We start from the raw sequence: 14,299 nt of genomic DNA, 5'->3' as shown, positions 1-14,299 counted from the left end.
GCCGTGTGCTGGGGCCGAGGAGAACATCGTGATGGCACAATTTCGATACGCCGCGCTCTGCATCGCTGCCCTCTGCGCGGGAGGCTGCGGTTCGAGCGACGAGCCCGGGGACACGGGCACGGGGGGCGCGGGCGGCACGGGCGGCGCGGGCGCGACCACCACGTCCCAGAGCTCGAGCAGCGCGTCCCAGAGCTCGAGCAGCGCGGGCGGCGGCGGCCAAGGGGGGACGGGCGGCGGGACCGCGACGACGACCGTCGTCGTGAACGAGATCTCGGCCAAGGGCGGCGATTGGATCGAGCTCGGCAACCCGGGCCCGGGCTCGGCCGACCTCAGCGGGCTCGGCCTGTGCGACTCCGACGACAGCGGGCAGTGCAACACGGCCGACGCGCTCAGGTTCCCCGAAGGCACGCAGCTCGCCCCGGGCGCGTACCTGCTGATCCTCGGCGACCAGCTGCCCGAGGACGGCCCTGGGCCCCACACCGCGTGCCTGCCGGACGGCGGCCCGAGCAGCTGCTTCTATGCGACCTGGAAGGTGAGCGCCTCCAGAGGCGAGACCGTCTACCTCATCTCCGAGAGCGACCAGGTGCTCGCCCAGTTCGAGTACCCGATGGAGGCAGCAGCAGATGGGCAGACGTGGGGCAGGCTGCCCGACCTGACCGGCGACGGCGCCGTCACGGCCCCGACCCCCGGGGCGGAGAACGCGGCGCCCTAGCTCCGCCCGCCGGGGATCCGGAGAGAGAGTGAACGCAAAGGCGCAAAGACGCAAAGACGCAAAAGAAAGAATGAATATCATGCATTTCTGCGCCTTTGCGCTCTTGGCGCCTTTGCGTTCAGCTCTCTCTCTGCACCGAACCGCGATGCGCACGTCACCGACGTCCGCGATCGAGATCCTCCGCTCCCCGCGGCCGCTGCCGCGTCGCCTCCACGCGTCCCGTCCGCGTAGCAATGATGCGCCAGGTGCCTTGGCGTGGCGCTCGGCGGCGCTCGCGCTCTCGCTGCTCCTGCCGGCTTGCGGGGCCTCGGATCCGCCGGAGGTGCGGGAGTCGGGCTGCCCTCGTTGCACCGGGGCCGCGCGAATCGGCGCGCTCCCGCCGGGCGACATCGACGAGTGCTCCGGTGTCGTCGCCAGCGGGCTGCACCCGGACACGCTCTATGTTCACAACGACCACGGCGATGACCCCCGCTTCTTCGCGATCGGGCTCGACGGCACGCTGCGGGCCGAGGTGACCGTGGCCGGCGCGGCCGCGATCGACTGGGAGGACATCGCGCGCGGCCCGTGCCGTTCGGGCGGAGGCAGCTGCCTGTTCCTCGCGGACATCGGCGACAACGACGGCGAGCGCGACAGCTACACGATCTACGGCGTGCCGGAGCCGGACACGCTCGGAGGAGCGCCGCTCGCCTCGACCGCCGAGGTGTTCGTCCTCTCGTACCCCGACGGAGACCACGACGCGGAGACGCTGCTCATTCACCCCGCCACCGGAGCGCTCACCATCGTGACGAAGGTCAACAAGGGCACCTCGGACGTCTATGAGCTGCCAGCGCTGCCCGCAGCGGGCGCGCCGGCGACGCTCGTCCGGACGGGCTCCATCGAGCCGCCCGCCGGGAGCGCGCGCTTCACAAGCGGCGACGTCCACCCGGACGGCACGGGCGTGCTGCTGCGCACCTCATCCCACGTGCTCTACTACCCCATGACACCGGATCAGACGGTGGCGCAGGCGCTGGCCGAACCGCCCTGCGTGCTGCCGTCGCCCGACGAGGAGCAGGCCGAGGCGATCGCGTGGGTGCCCGGCGGATGGGACTACGTGACGGTCGGTGAAGGGAAAGAGGAGCCGATCCACCGCGTGTCCTGCCAGGCGCCCTGAAGGACGCCCGAGGTCGCGAGTCCGCGCTGGTCGTTGCCCGCGGCCCGAGAGGACACGGCTTCTCGGTGGACGAGGCTTTCTGTATTCTCATCCTCCTCCCGCCACCGAGTCCGCAAGGAGGACCATCATGTCGCACCATGGGAAGGCCGCGGCCGCACTGCTCGCCATTGCGCTGCTTCATGCCGGCTGCGGGTCCCCCGAGCAGGACACATCCTCCGGCGCGACGGGCGGCGGATCCACCTCGGTCAGCTCCGTGTCCAGCGCGACCGGCGGACCGTCGTCGAGCGAAGCCAGCAGCGCGTCGACAGGCCAGCCGCCCATCAATCCGGGCGACGTCGACTGCCGCACCCCCGGGGACGGGAAGTCCACCCTGACCTTCGTCAACAAGTGCGACAAGCCGCTCCAGTTCCAGGGGAGCCTCATCGACGGCGGGGAGCTCGGGCCGGGGCAGTTCGCGTGCCGCGACGTGGGCACCAGCGAGGAGCCGCTGTCGTCCCTGCGTTACCGGGCGTATGCCGGGTCGGACCCCGGCGGCGGCCGATACACGCTGGCCGAGATGACCCTCAACACCGATTTCAACGACTTCGATTGGTACAACATCAGCCACGTGGACGCGCACAACCTCCCCCTGGCGATCGTGCCCGTCGGCCTGCCGGACTGCCGGACGCTGTCGTGCCCGGCGAGCCTCCTCGCGGGGTGCCCGGAGGTGGGTCGCTACAAGGACGCGAGCGGCGCGACGGTCTCCTGCGTGAGCCCTGACCGGGACGATGCCACGAACCCCGTGGCCGCGTACTTCGAAGAGCAATGCAAGGACGCGTATTCGTGGTCCGGCGATGATCAGGAGTCGATGGCCGCCTGCGCCGGGGAAGACTACGACATCGTGTTTTGCCCCTGACGTGCTCCCTCAACTCCCGTCCTGCACCCGCACGTCAGGGTCAGCTCACCGCGGATTGGCACCCGAAAGGCCGCACAGAGGGTGGTCCAGAGGCCGGTGATGACGTGATGCCGGACCCCGGCGCCGCAGGGCGCCGGGCGGGTCACGGCACCGCGTGGCCGTCGACCCTGAGCTGGAAGAGGAAATACGGCGGGATGCAGGCGCCCTCGCCCGAGCTCGTCCTGGCGCACACGTAGTCCTCGCGGCAGGGCGCCTCGCTCGAGCAGCGGCGCAGGCCCGCGGGCGTGACGTGGCGGCTCAGGCACTCGGTGAACACCGACCCGCGGGCGAGGCAGCGGTTGAAGGGGTCGAGCACGGCGATGGCGCCGCAGACGCCCTCGTCCGGGAGCCCGACGCAGCTGCTCGTGCACATGCCGCCGGGGAACCCGACGGGGCTCGTGTTGCACACCGCCGCGAGCGGGCACGCCCCGGGCTGGGCCGCCGCGGCGCGATCGCGGTGCGGGTCGGCGTGGGGGACGACGGCGCCGACCTGGCACGGGTCGCCGACCTCCGGCGCCGCCGGCAGGCAGACGCCGACGGTCGCGCGGTCCTCCTGGGGCGCGTCGTACGCGGAGCACACGAGCCCTTCCGCGCAGGCCCAGCCCGCGAAGCTCGGGTCGCCCAGCCCGCAGCGCGCGCCGTACCCGCCGCGCGCGCCGTCGCCTCGCTCGGGGTACGGCACCTGGTAGTCCGGGGCGGCGCCTCGCGCGATGGCCTCGACCACCGCCTGCCGGCGCGGGAGATCGCCCGCGAGGTGCGCGGACTCGAGGGTGAACAGCGCGTCGTGGACGCGGCCGGGGGGCTCCTGCCCGAGCAGGTGGAAGCCGGCGACGGACCCGCTCTGGTGGCACCCGGGGCAGGTCATCTGGTCGAGCCGCCGGAGCAGCCCCTCCGGCGAGCGGACGCGCGAGAGGCCGGCGAAGTCGACGCCGGCGAAGTCGCGGGGCTCGAACAGGACGCGAAAGGGCCGGTTGGCGCGGCGCGCGAGCCCGTGGGGCGTGGCCGACAGCGCCTTCGTGGCGAGGAACTCCTCGGGCAGGAGCGCGGTCCCCTCGTCGAGGCGCGCGAGGTTCTCGGGGGCAGACAGCCACGCGCGCAGCCGCTCGCGCCGCGCCGGGTCGCGCGAGAGCCGGGCGACGTCGGGGGTGTTCTCGAGGGCGAGCGGCGCGTAGCGCCCAGCGCGGGCGTCCCAGCGGAAGGCGCGGAGCACGTACTCCGCGTGCCCGCCGAGGTCGGGGCGAACGGTGGAGGGCCAGCGGACGCTCTGCAGGTTCACCACGAGCTGCGCGAGGTTCGCGCGATCGGCGGCGCCCGGGGCGAGCGGGCCCTCGAGCGAGGTGAGAAAACGGACGAGATCCGGCCCGGAGAGCGCGCCGGCGCGCGACCAGGCCTGCGCGAGCCGGCGGCACGAGAGGGCGTCGCCGGCGGGGGCGAGGAGCTCGAACGACGCGGTCATCGGGAGGCGTGAGGCGGCGGGAGCCGGCGTGGCGACGGAGGCGCCCGCAGCGGACGTGGCGCCTGCCGCGCCGCCCGGGGTCTTCGCGGCGTAGGCGAGCCGGTACACGAGGCGGGTCTCTCCACAGGCGGAGGCGTCGAACGGGCGGCGATCCATCCGGTTCACCACGCCGATGAGCTCGAAGCGGGCGCCCTCGGCCGAGAGCCACCGCTCGTCGAAGAGGCGGTGCGCGTGGCGCGCGATGCTCGTCCCGCTCCTCGGATCGGCGCGCTGGATCTGCCGCAGGTCGTCGGCGAGCACGCGCGCGATCGAGGCGAGCTCGGCGGTGCGGGAGAGCGCGGAGAGCGAGGCCGGCGCGCGCTGCGCGCCCGTGAGCACCGAGCCGAAGTCGAGGCCCGCGGCCTCGAGCTCGGCGAGCACGGCAGGGTCCGTGAGGAGCAGGAGAGGCCGCGCTTGCGGCGGGGTTCCCTGCGGCGCGGCGGCGGGCTGCGGCCCTCCCGCGGCGGGAGAGGGCGGCGCGGCGGACGGCTGCCCCGCTGCCCTCCGGACATCCTGGCGCGCTGCGGAGGGACCCTCGGATGGCCACCACGAGCACCCGGCGATGCCGGCGCTGGCTGCCAGCGCGGCGAGGGCGAGGGCGTGACGGAGGCGGCGGGGGCGCACGCTGCCAGGCTACACCGGCGCGCGCCGTAACGATCTCGATGCGATCTCGACGAAGCGAGCAAACCGAGCCGCGTCGCGGTCGACGTACACACACGGCGTGTGGATACTGTCCCCATGCAGCACGCCGCGCTCGCGCGCCGGCTCCGCCACGTTCGCGCGCCTTCCCCGCTCCACTTCCCGGAAGAGGCCCTCGTGCCGGAGACCAAGCGCCACCTCGAGATCAGGACCCTGCTCTATGTCGTGCTCAAGACCTTCGCGGATCGCGCGTCGATCGGATCCGACCAGTTCGTCTACTGGTCCGCGTCGGATCCGAGCCGGTGTCTGGCGCCGGACGCCTTTGTCCGGCTCGACACCCCTGACACGCCGTTCGGCTCCTGGAAGACGTGGGAGCGTGGTGCCCCTGAGCTCGCCGTCGAGATCGTGAGCGAGCACGACTCGGATCCGCAGACGTGGGCCGACAAGCTCCGCAAGTACCACGAGCTCGGCGTGCTGGAGCTCGTCGCGTTCGATCCTGACGCCGCGTCAGGAGAGCGGCTGCGGGTCTGGGATCGCATCGACGGCGATCTGATCGAGCGCGTCGTCGAAGGGGAACGCAGCCCGTGCACCGTGCTCAATCTGCACTGGGTCATCGTCCCTGCCGCAGGCCAGCCGGCGGCGCTTCGTCTCGCCCGCACCCCCGACGGGGCGGAGCTCGTCCCGACCCCTGAGGAGGCGGAGCGACGCCGCGCCGAGGCCGAGCAGGCCCGCGCCGAGGCCGAGGAGGCCGCCCGCGCGACTGCGGAGCGGCGCATCGCCGAGCTCGAGGCCGAGCTGCGCCGACGAGGCGGCTGACCCCGTCGGCATCCACCGGGTCAACCTCACCATCTCCGACGAGGCCAAGAAGCACTGCTGACACCCGGCAGGGGTGCGAGGAAGCGCTGCTGACGCCCACTGGTCATCGGGGCCGTCGGGCGCGCGCAGGCGCGGAGGGCGCCTCCATCCAGCGGCGGAACAGGCGGGCCTCGCCCGGCGGGAAGAAGGCGGTGGGAGGCACCTGGGCGTGGTAGCGCCGGAACGCGGCGCTGAACTCCGCAGGATCGCGGTCGAACCACGCCTCGGCCTCGGGCGAGCCGCGCAGGAGCCGCTCGAAGCGCAGCCGCGCCACGAGCAGCGCCGACATCCTCACGCCGTCCTCGTCCGCGCCGAGCAGCGCCCTCCGGAGCGCGGGCGGCAGCGCCGGATCCTCGGCCGCGGCGCGCAGCGCGGCCACGGGATCCTCGGCGGTCATCGCGCGGGCAACGAGCGCTTCGTAACGCGCGTGCGCCTGCGCCCCGCTCAGCCGCGCCGGCCGTGCCGCCCGGCCTTCCGCTGCCCCGCCACGGGCCTCCCCTGCCCCGCCACGGGCCTCCGCTGCCCCGCCGGCCTCCCCTGCCCCGCCGCGGGCCTCCGCTGCCCTGCCACGCGCCGCGCGCCCCGCTGCCCCTCCGCCGGCTGCGCGCGTCACCTGCGCCTCCCGCGCCGGTCGAGCGCGCGCCGCGCGCGGCGGAGCTCCTCCCGCACGGCGGCCGCGTCGTCCGCGCCGTGCACCGTGCCCTCCATGCGCTCCAGGGTCACCCCGCGCAGGTTCGGGCAGCGCGGCGCGACCTCGTCCAGGAGGCGCCACACCGGCTCCGGCACCGCGTCGTCGTGACCGTCGAGCCGCAACACCCGGCCCGAAGGCAGCCAGCCCGGATCGCTCGGACCGCCGCCGGAGAGGTGGATCTCGATCACCCGGGCGAGATCGAGCCGCGCCACGTACTCGGCCGGATCGAAGCCGAAGTTCTCCGCCATGGTGTGGACGTTGTGCAGGTCGAGCAGCAGGTGCGTCCGCGGCGCCCTCAGGATGCGCTCGAGGAAGCGCGGCTCGTCCAGCGGATCGCCGAGCACGAAGTAGCTGACGCTGTTCTCGACGCCGACGTCCTCCACGACGGCCTGCATCGCCCGGAGCGCGCGGCGGGCGACCGCGGCGCCGTGCGCGCTCATGGGCATCGGGAGCGGCAGACCGGCCGAAAGCCCGGCGGGCGCGCTGATCCCGAGATGATCGGTGTACCAGCGGAAGCGGAAGATCGCGTGGTCGCGCCGGAGGGCCGCGAGCCAGCGGGCGCGCCGGCCCGCGTCGGCGGCCGAGGCGCCGCCGAGCGACCAGCCGACGCCGTGGGCGACGAACGGCCGGTCCGACCGGCGCGCCAGCTCGGCGAAGCGGCGGTGGAAGCCGTTCTCCTGGAGATCGGCCTCGGCGGCGTCCGGGACGCGCCAGAGCGTCTCGGGCGCCACCTCGTAGTAGTCGGCGTCGCGCAGGATCACCTCGGCCAGCAGGTCGAGGAACGCCGCGTCGGGCTGGAGCGTCAGGCCGATCGGGATCAACGCGTGGATGCCCCGCGCCCTTCGACCGAGAAGAAGTACAGGAAGCGCCGCGACTTGGAGGGCACGTGCCCCATGCCGCAGGCCATGAGCCCGCTGTCCTTGGCCCCCTCGACGTCGATCCCGCAGCCGCTCGCGATCGCCCAGTGCGCGCCCGCGGGCGGCGCCTTCACGAGCCGCGCGCGCACGCTCGCGGCCCGGGCCTCCACATTGCGTGCGTCGTCGCCAAGGCCCTTCCGGAGCAGCGCGCCCAGCGCGCCGATCCGCTGCGCAGCGATGCGCTCGTCGTGCTTCAGCTGCTCCTCCCGGCCCCCGGCCGCCATGCGGCGCATTCCGTCGTAGCTCGGGAGCGCGACGTCGAGCTGCGTCGCGGCGACGGGCACCTTGTCGGTCCCGACCACCACCAGGAGCGGCTCCCCGTTGCCTGCGCCGGGCACGAGCTTCTTCAGATCCGCCATGGTCGCGCAGACGACCTCGACGCCCGCGAGCGGCGCGAGATCCCCGTCCGCGCCGAAGTTGAGCAGCTCGCCGAACGCATGGCCGCGCTCCCACTTGGCGCTGTCGTCGGCAGGGATGACGAAGACGAGCAGCGCCCTGTTCGCGTGCCGGGCGCGCCGGAACGCGGCCGAGACCTGGACCAGCGACCCCGAGGCCGCCGCTTTCGTCCCCTTCTCGTCGCACGCGGCGCCGTCGCCGAACGCGTCGCGGATGAACGCGGGCCACGCGGTGGCCGCGAGCCCTGCTGCAGTCGCTCCCAGCAAATGCCTGCGCTTCATGGTCACTCCTCACCGCCGTTCCCGAGCAGCTCGCTCTCCGTCTCGCCGCGCCCCGAGGGCTCGGGCGCGAGCGGCGCGAAGGCCGACCCGCCCGGCTGCACCAGCCTATCCCGATCCCGGTCCAGCACGATCGACGCCGCCCCCGCGGATCGCAGCATCACGCGATCGCCCGCGGCCGAGTACGCGCCGGTCGCGACCACCTCGCCAGAGCAGCGGTCCTCGAGCGTGAAGCCCCCGGACGCGTCCAGGAGGAGCGTCCGCAGCCCCGCGGCATAGAGGCCGACCAGCTCCGCCTCCGCGCTGCCAGGCTCCAGCGCGCCGCCTCTGGCGGCCGCCGGCACCGCGGCGAGCGCGTCCAGGGCGTCCTGCGCCGCCGAAGGTGCGAACGCGGCGGGCTCGCCGGGATCGCGCTGCGCGTCGGGCAGGGCCTCGATCACGCCCTCGGGCGGATCGAGGAAGGAGCCACGCTCCAGCAGGTCCGGCGCCGTGAGCGTCCACATGCCGTCGCGGCGCCGGGAGATCTCGCCGCCGACGAGCGCCGCGAGCGCCGCAGCGGCCGCTTTGCTCGCGTGCAGCGTCAGGCGGTCGTCCCGCGCCTCCTCCCCCAGCGCGAGCCATCGGATCTCGCCCTCGGCGCCGCGGACGTGCGCGAGCATGCCCCCGCGCAGCGCGATCCGCGCCGCGCCCTCCGGGCCGCGCAGCACGGCCGTCTCTTCCACGTCGAGGGCGACCGGCAGGATCGGCGCGCCCTGCCAGCCGTCGCTGGCCACGGTCCAGCGAGCGCGGGCTGCGGGATCGAGCAGCACGTACGCGGTCGCGTCCGGAGCGTCGATCGGCTGGGAACACCCGGCGGAGAGCAGCGCCGGGCAAAGAAGGGAGAACGCAAGGAAGAGACCACGACGTCTGGGCATCGGGCGGAACCTCCAGGGAGCTGAGACGCCCCACGGGGGTGAAAGTTTCATCGACCACCAAGGGGCGCGCCCCGCCCGTGGGGCGCCCGGGGCGAGCCCCGAGCGGCGAGGGGCTCGACCCTCGGCTTCACCTCCACGCCGTGCATCGGTATAAAGAGGAAGTCATGAGCGCCGACCCGTCAGGCCTGAGACGGCCCAGGCACCCGATCCCCGATTTCGTCGAGAACGCGCTGAACGAGCGTGGCTTGATGGATGCCTACAGGGCCCGCCCCGCGTACCAGCAGAACGATTATATCGGATGGATCGACAAGGCGAAGCGGCAGGAGACCAGGGACAAGCGCCTCCGCCAGATGCTGGATGAGCTCGAAGCCGGCGGTGTTTACATGAACATGAAGCATCCGGCATCGGAGAAGACGTGAGTTATCCCGCGGAAGGGAACAGCGAGTCCGTGCTGGCCTATGTGTTCTGGCACTGGAGACGACCCGAGACCCCTGCGGAGGAGTACGAGCGCCGGCAGCGAGCCTTCCATGCGGCGCTCGCCGCGGCGCCCGCGCCGGGCTTTCTCCGGTCGTTCAGCGTCGGGCTCTCCGGGGCCCCCTGGGCGGCCGGCGGCGGCGACGTCTACGAGGACTGGTACCTTGTGCAAGACTTCGGTGCGCTCGGCGCCTTGAACGAGGCCGCGGTCTCCGCCAGCCGCTCGGCGCCGCACGACGCGGCGGCCGCGGTCGCGAGCGGCGGGGCCGGCGGGCTGTATCGCCTGAGAGGCGGAGCAGCGCTGAACGCTCCCGGCTACGCCCACTGGTTCGGCAAACCCGACGGCGTGTCCTACGGTGAGCTCTTCGACCGGCTCGCGCCCGCGCTGAACCAGGCGAGCGCCGGCCTGTGGATGCGCCAGATGGTGCTCGGGCCCGGCCGGGAGTTCTGCTTGCACGCGGCGATCTCCCTATCCCTGCCCGCGCCGTTCGATGCGCTCGTCCTCCCGCTCCGGCCAGCCTGGCCGGCGCTCGACGACACGGGCATGCCTCCGGCGCGCTGAGGCGCGCCCGCCATAGAGCCGGTGCTCATGGAGATCGACCTCGCGTTCGTCCCCGGCTTCTCCGCGTCGCTCGCCGGCTGGGAGGCCACGCTGCGCGTGGGCGGCCATGGCGCGGTGAGGTGCCACTGGATCGGGCCGTCGGGCCCCGAGGAGCGGACCGGGACACGCGACGATCTCTTGTTGACCTCGCAAGCCTTCGAGAGGCTCAGTCGCGCGCTCCGCGAGCTCCCCGAGGAGCTCCAGCGGTGGGCGCTCGACGACGCTCCTGTCCGGCACGTCCGGTGCCGCACCGGAGATGGGGCCATCGAACGTCGCCGGTCGGTATCGGGGAGGACCGCTACGCCGCTCGAGGCGGAGTTCGATCGCATCTGGCTCGAGCTCTTCTCCCTCGTGCGACCAACCCTGGTCGACCTCGGAATGCCCGAGTCGCTCGTGGCGCTGGCCCGCTGACACGACAGCGACCGACAGCAGCGACCATCGCGAGCGCTCCAAGGCGGGCCCGACGTGCTCCCGCGTTCCGTGTACACTACGCGCCATGAACCGCTTCCTCCTGATGAGCGTGCTTGCTTTGTCCGCGTGTAGCCCCGAAGATCGCGACTTCACTCCTGAGAGCTCGAATGCGACGAGCTCGGGGACCGCCGGCGGGGGCGGAGGCGACGCCGTGGCCGCGGCGGGCGCCGGGGGCGACGCGCCCGGCTGCCAGGATGGCCTGTCCTTCTGCGCCGGCGCCTGCGTGGACAAGACCTCCGATCCTGAGCACTGCGGCGCTTGCGGCCATTATTGCCTGGGGGCGCCGTGCGAGGCGTCGCGCTGCCAGCCCCTCCTCCTGGCGTCGGGCGGCGTCGAGCCGACGGACATCGCGGTCGACGACACCACGGCGTACTGGGTCGATCCCGTCGCTCGACAGGTGATGACGGTGCCGGTCCGCGGCGGCAATGCGGCGTTCCTCTTCGAGGGAGACCCGCCGTTCGCCCCCCAGAGCATCACGCTCGGCCCCTCCGGCCAGGTCTACTTCACGGACTCCGGCCTCGAGGTCGTCGTGAGCGCGTCGTTCGAGGGCGATTACACGATCCTCGCGGACGGGCAGACATACCCCATGGGAATCGCGATCGACGCCGAGAACGTCTACTGGACGAGCGCCGACCAGGGCACGGTCATGAAGGTGCCTATCGCGGGCGGCTCGCCCGTCGCGCTCGCGGAGGGGCAAGACTCCCCGCTCGGCGTCGCTGTCGACGCGACCCACGTCTACTGGGTGAACGAAGGAGGCACGGTGATGAAGGTGCCTGTCGCGGGCGGCGCCGCGGTCACGCTCGCGGAGGGGCAGCTCAAGCCGAAGGACATCGCCGTGGACGCCGCCGCGGTCTACTGGACCAACGACGGAGGCACCGTGATGAAAGCGCCGCTCGAGGGCGGCAGCCCCGTCGCGCTCGCGGAGGGTCAGCGCAACCCCGGGAAGCTCGCGATCGACGCCGAGAGCGTGTACTGGACGAACGACGACGGCAGCGTGAAGAAGGTGCCCATCGGCGGCGGCGATCCCGAGACGCTCGCGACGGGGCAAGATCATCCGCTGGGCATCACCGTGGACGCGACCAGCGTCTACTGGACGAACAGCGCCGCAGGCACGGTGATGAAGCTCCCGAAGTGACACCCCGCTTGCCAGGGGCCCGGTTCGAGCGCGACGATCGGCGCCTCCATGAAGCGCGCCGCCCTCCTCCCGATCGCCCTCCTCACCGCGTGCGCCGGCGCTCCGGCTCCCCAGCGGGCCCCTGACGCGCCGCTGCTCGCGGCGCCGCGCCCCGCCGTCGCCGCGCCCGCGGTCGCGGCGGCGCAGCCAGCGACCGCGCCGAAGGAGCTCGCCTTCGTGCTGAGGATCGCCCATCCGAAGCGGACCTGGGACAACGTCGCGCGGATCCTGCCGAGCAGCGCGCTCGTGTTCACCATGGGCTCGACGGACCCCACGAAGGTCATCGCGCAAGCGGCGGGCCCGGAGCTCGCCGACATCGTCGATCTGGAGAGGCCGCTCGACGTCGCCTTCCTGGGCAACATGGGCAATCACGCCGTGGCCTCCCTGTCGGTCGCGGAGCAGGACGTGCCGCGGCTGGCCGATCGCTTCGCGCTCAAGGAGCTCAAGGAGCACCCGGGCCTGTTGCGCGTCGAGCGCGCGCGTGACGCCGACCCCGACGACGAGGCGCCGCCCTGGGCCTGCGCGTTCGATCCCGGCGAGCGGCGGGATGGCGCGCGCCTGCTCTGCGGCACGGACGTGGAGGACATCGAGACCGCCGCGGCCTACCTCGTCCAGGTCGTGGCCCGCGAGCCGCTCGACGCGGACGCGCGGATCGAGCTCTCGGAGCGGACCCTCCGCCAGGCCGTGGAAGAGGCGAACGGCGCGGACGGCGCGGACGAGGACGACGGCCACGCGGGGGCGCTGGGCCAGGAGCTCGCCGCGGGGTTCCTGCGCGACATCGAGAGGTTGAACGTCGACCTCACGTGGGGCCGCGCGGACGTCGAGGTCGGCCTCACGCTGCGCTTCGCGGGCCGGCGCTCGCCCCTCACGCTGGCCTTCGCGCCGGCGGCGGCGCAGGACGCCGCGCCGCCGCCGGCCTTCTTCCGCCTCCCAGCCGACACGGCGGTCGCCTTCCACACGCAGGGCGCGTCGCGCGCCGAGCTCACCCCGCTGCGAGAGGCCGTCTTCAAGGCGCTGCGCGACGACATGATCGACGACGGCTACGACGAGGCGCGGCTCGATCAGGTCCTCGATCGCCTCGAGACCCTGGCCCTCACGGGCGGCCCCTTCGTCTTCGGCGCGGGCGCGAACGGCGCGGCGGCGGAGAAGGCGCTCGCGGCCTACCAGCGCGACAAGGGCGCGCAGCGCGCGCAAAAGGCGGCGCGCCTCGCGCTCCAGGGATGGATGCTGGCCTCGGTCGAGGAGCCGGCGCCGACGTGGATCTCCAGCGTGAAGGAGCTCCTCCTGCGCGGCGATGAGCTCGACAAGCTCAAGAGGAGCGCGCCGAAGGACGGAAACAGCACGCAGGCCGCGGGCAAGCCCGGGGGCGCGCCGAAGGACGGTGCTCGCAAGGACGACGAGGACAAGCAGCGCACGACGCACGCGATCGTCCGCGCGCCCGCCTCGCTGCCCGCGGGGACGCTCCACGTCGAGCTCCGCTCGAAGCCGCTCACGAAGGACGCCCCGCCCGCGCACACGACCCATCTTTACGTCGTCCCCGCCGGCCAGCGGACGTGGTTCGGGATCGGCGAGGACGACGCCGCCCTCGTGGACCGGCTGCGCGTCGCGGTGGATCCGGGGCGCGACGACGGCACGCTCGGCGCGGCGCCGGACATCGACGTGCTGCGGAGGCGCGGGACGCTGGCCGGCGGGCTCTTCTCGCTGGCCGGCTTGGCGCTGCTCGCGGCGAACGGCGACACGCCGGAGGCGCTGGACAAGGTCGCCAAGGATCTCGCCGCGCTCGCGGCGCTGCCGGCGCGCGGCGGGGTCGCCATTCCGCTCGCCGTCACCTCCGAGGTGCTCGGCTCCGGCGCGGCCCGCCTCGACGTCCGCGTGCGGCTGACCCACGCCGGGATCCAGGACGCGATCGCGCTCCTCGCGCGCTGACGTCGACCCACCGCGCGAGGGGCCCGGACCGCGCTCGTGGCAGCGTCACATCGAGATGTTGATCGTGGGTGTCTGGTCCGTCGTCCAGGAGCTGACGCCCGGGAAATAGGTCGTCTCCTCGTCGCCGCCCTGGGTCGTGTGGATCTGGTACCGGCGATTCGCTCCGCAATTGAAGAGCGCCCCGTAGACGACCGATTTCGTCTGACCGGCGCCGACCAGCTCGGACGAGTTGTTCGCGAGCTTGTCCCACGTGCCGCCGGACACCTTCACCTTGCTCTCGTCCCAGTCGACCGTGAACGCCTGGCTGCCGGAGTTGTGCACGCTCACCGTGATCTGGCAGCCGGCAACCGCGTCGCTCGGCGCGCCCGCGGCGATCGCAGCGCCGATGGGCAACGCGAGGGCAGCGGCGATCAAGGTCCGGCGAATGAGCACATGTCGTTGGATCATCATGGCGAGTCCTCCTGTGGTGTTGCGGCCGTCGATTCACCTCGACGGCTCGCTCGCGCAGGGACCTCAGCAACCGGCAGGCCAGAGGCGAACTCGCGTCGGACCGCGAGGGCCGGGCCTCGTCCTCGTCGCGCGCCGCCCGCCTCCGCTGCGGGGAGGCGCGCGCGCGGAGCCCCCGGGCGCCTGCTCGAGCCTTCGGGCGGGAGCGCTGCGGGTGACACATCG

15 protein-coding genes are annotated in these 14,299 nt (G+C 73.3%); 9 read left to right on the top strand and 6 right to left on the bottom strand.

Going from position 1 to position 14,299, the window contains the following annotated elements; genetic code table 11:
• The first annotated feature begins 31 nt into the window (after positions 1–31).
• From WMF29_RS00770 to WMF29_RS00760, 3 genes are all read left to right on the top strand, one after another.
• On the top strand, positions 32–712 hold the full coding sequence (locus tag WMF29_RS00770) for a lamin tail domain-containing protein (protein ID WP_437327003.1): 681 nt from the start codon (positions 32–34) through the stop codon (positions 710–712).
• 250 nt (positions 713–962) lie between these two features.
• On the top strand, positions 963–1,862 hold the full coding sequence (locus WMF29_RS00765; RefSeq protein WP_437327002.1) for a hypothetical protein: 900 nt from the start codon (positions 963–965) through the stop codon (positions 1,860–1,862).
• A 127-nt stretch (positions 1,863–1,989) separates the two neighbouring features.
• Positions 1,990–2,757 carry a thaumatin family protein gene (locus WMF29_RS00760; RefSeq protein WP_437327001.1) on the top strand — a complete coding sequence of 256 codons (768 nt, stop codon included), beginning with the start codon at positions 1,990–1,992 and terminating at the stop codon, positions 2,755–2,757.
• A gap of 142 nt (positions 2,758–2,899) precedes the next feature.
• Here WMF29_RS00760 and WMF29_RS00755 read toward each other — a convergent pair whose 3' ends face one another.
• A complete protein-coding gene (locus WMF29_RS00755) occupies positions 2,900–4,915 on the bottom strand; it encodes a hypothetical protein (RefSeq protein WP_437327000.1) in 2,016 nt (671 codons plus the stop codon).
• A gap of 114 nt (positions 4,916–5,029) precedes the next feature.
• On the opposite strand from WMF29_RS00755, the gene WMF29_RS00750 reads away from it, so the two are divergent.
• A complete protein-coding gene (locus WMF29_RS00750; protein WP_437326999.1) occupies positions 5,030–5,746 on the top strand; it encodes a Uma2 family endonuclease in 717 nt (238 codons plus the stop codon).
• 103 nt (positions 5,747–5,849) lie between these two features.
• Here WMF29_RS00750 and WMF29_RS00745 read toward each other — a convergent pair whose 3' ends face one another.
• The 4 genes from WMF29_RS00745 to WMF29_RS00730 form a co-directional block, all read right to left on the bottom strand.
• Positions 5,850–6,182: a hypothetical protein gene (locus WMF29_RS00745; RefSeq protein WP_437326998.1), complete on the bottom strand. Its 333-nt coding sequence runs from the start codon at positions 6,180–6,182 to the stop codon at positions 5,850–5,852.
• Between the two features lie 212 nt (positions 6,183–6,394).
• Positions 6,395–7,297 carry a DUF692 domain-containing protein gene (locus tag WMF29_RS00740; protein ID WP_437326997.1) on the bottom strand — a complete coding sequence of 301 codons (903 nt, stop codon included), beginning with the start codon at positions 7,295–7,297 and terminating at the stop codon, positions 6,395–6,397.
• Positions 7,294–8,070: a hypothetical protein gene (locus WMF29_RS00735; protein ID WP_437326996.1), complete on the bottom strand. Its 777-nt coding sequence runs from the start codon at positions 8,068–8,070 to the stop codon at positions 7,294–7,296. Before WMF29_RS00735 ends, WMF29_RS00740 begins: the two co-directional genes overlap by 4 nt.
• Positions 8,071–8,072: 2 nt before the next feature.
• A complete protein-coding gene (locus tag WMF29_RS00730) occupies positions 8,073–8,981 on the bottom strand; it encodes a hypothetical protein (protein ID WP_437326995.1) in 909 nt (302 codons plus the stop codon).
• A 164-nt stretch (positions 8,982–9,145) separates the two neighbouring features.
• Between WMF29_RS00730 and WMF29_RS00725 the strand changes: the two genes are divergently transcribed.
• From WMF29_RS00725 to WMF29_RS00705, 5 genes are all read left to right on the top strand, one after another.
• A complete protein-coding gene (locus WMF29_RS00725) occupies positions 9,146–9,400 on the top strand; it encodes a YdeI/OmpD-associated family protein (protein ID WP_437326994.1) in 255 nt (84 codons plus the stop codon).
• On the top strand, positions 9,397–10,017 hold the full coding sequence (locus WMF29_RS00720) for a hypothetical protein (RefSeq protein WP_437326993.1): 621 nt from the start codon (positions 9,397–9,399) through the stop codon (positions 10,015–10,017). The genes WMF29_RS00725 and WMF29_RS00720 overlap by 4 nt, the downstream gene beginning before the upstream one ends.
• A gap of 27 nt (positions 10,018–10,044) precedes the next feature.
• Positions 10,045–10,467, top strand: coding sequence for a hypothetical protein (locus WMF29_RS00715; protein WP_437326992.1), 423 nt, complete (start codon positions 10,045–10,047; stop codon positions 10,465–10,467).
• A gap of 85 nt (positions 10,468–10,552) precedes the next feature.
• Complete coding sequence (locus tag WMF29_RS00710; protein ID WP_437326991.1) at positions 10,553–11,662, top strand: hypothetical protein; 1,110 nt, start codon at positions 10,553–10,555, stop codon at positions 11,660–11,662.
• 48 nt (positions 11,663–11,710) lie between these two features.
• Positions 11,711–13,627, top strand: coding sequence for a hypothetical protein (locus WMF29_RS00705; protein WP_437326990.1), 1,917 nt, complete (start codon positions 11,711–11,713; stop codon positions 13,625–13,627).
• Positions 13,628–13,672: 45 nt separating this feature from the next.
• On the opposite strand, the gene WMF29_RS00700 is transcribed toward WMF29_RS00705, so the two are convergent.
• Positions 13,673–14,077: a hypothetical protein gene (locus WMF29_RS00700; protein ID WP_437326989.1), complete on the bottom strand. Its 405-nt coding sequence runs from the start codon at positions 14,075–14,077 to the stop codon at positions 13,673–13,675.
• Positions 14,078–14,299: the final 222 nt, after the last annotated feature.

It is taken from the genome of Sorangium sp. So ce381 (assembly GCF_051473845.1).
GTDB classification, from domain to species: domain Bacteria; phylum Myxococcota_A; class Polyangia; order Polyangiales; family Polyangiaceae; genus Sorangium; species Sorangium atrum.
The sequence above is the reverse complement of the archived record's forward strand: the minus strand, read 5'-3'. Positions and strand labels throughout refer to the sequence as shown.

Coding starts and splice junctions, on each gene's coding strand:
- WMF29_RS00735 (WP_437326996.1), bottom strand. CDS start 8,070: ATGAAGCGCAGGCATTTGCTGGGAGCGACTGCAGCAGGGCTCGCGGCC.
- WMF29_RS00730 (WP_437326995.1), bottom strand. CDS start 8,981: ATGCCCAGACGTCGTGGTCTCTTCCTTGCGTTCTCCCTTCTTTGCCCG.
- WMF29_RS00745 (WP_437326998.1), bottom strand. CDS start 6,182: ATGACCGCCGAGGATCCCGTGGCCGCGCTGCGCGCCGCGGCCGAGGAT.
- WMF29_RS00750 (WP_437326999.1), top strand. CDS start 5,030: ATGCAGCACGCCGCGCTCGCGCGCCGGCTCCGCCACGTTCGCGCGCCT.
- WMF29_RS00760 (WP_437327001.1), top strand. CDS start 1,990: ATGTCGCACCATGGGAAGGCCGCGGCCGCACTGCTCGCCATTGCGCTG.
- WMF29_RS00725 (WP_437326994.1), top strand. CDS start 9,146: ATGAGCGCCGACCCGTCAGGCCTGAGACGGCCCAGGCACCCGATCCCC.
- WMF29_RS00710 (WP_437326991.1), top strand. CDS start 10,553: ATGAACCGCTTCCTCCTGATGAGCGTGCTTGCTTTGTCCGCGTGTAGC.
- WMF29_RS00770 (WP_437327003.1), top strand. CDS start 32: ATGGCACAATTTCGATACGCCGCGCTCTGCATCGCTGCCCTCTGCGCG.
- WMF29_RS00705 (WP_437326990.1), top strand. CDS start 11,711: ATGAAGCGCGCCGCCCTCCTCCCGATCGCCCTCCTCACCGCGTGCGCC.
- WMF29_RS00715 (WP_437326992.1), top strand. CDS start 10,045: ATGGAGATCGACCTCGCGTTCGTCCCCGGCTTCTCCGCGTCGCTCGCC.
- WMF29_RS00700 (WP_437326989.1), bottom strand. CDS start 14,077: ATGATGATCCAACGACATGTGCTCATTCGCCGGACCTTGATCGCCGCT.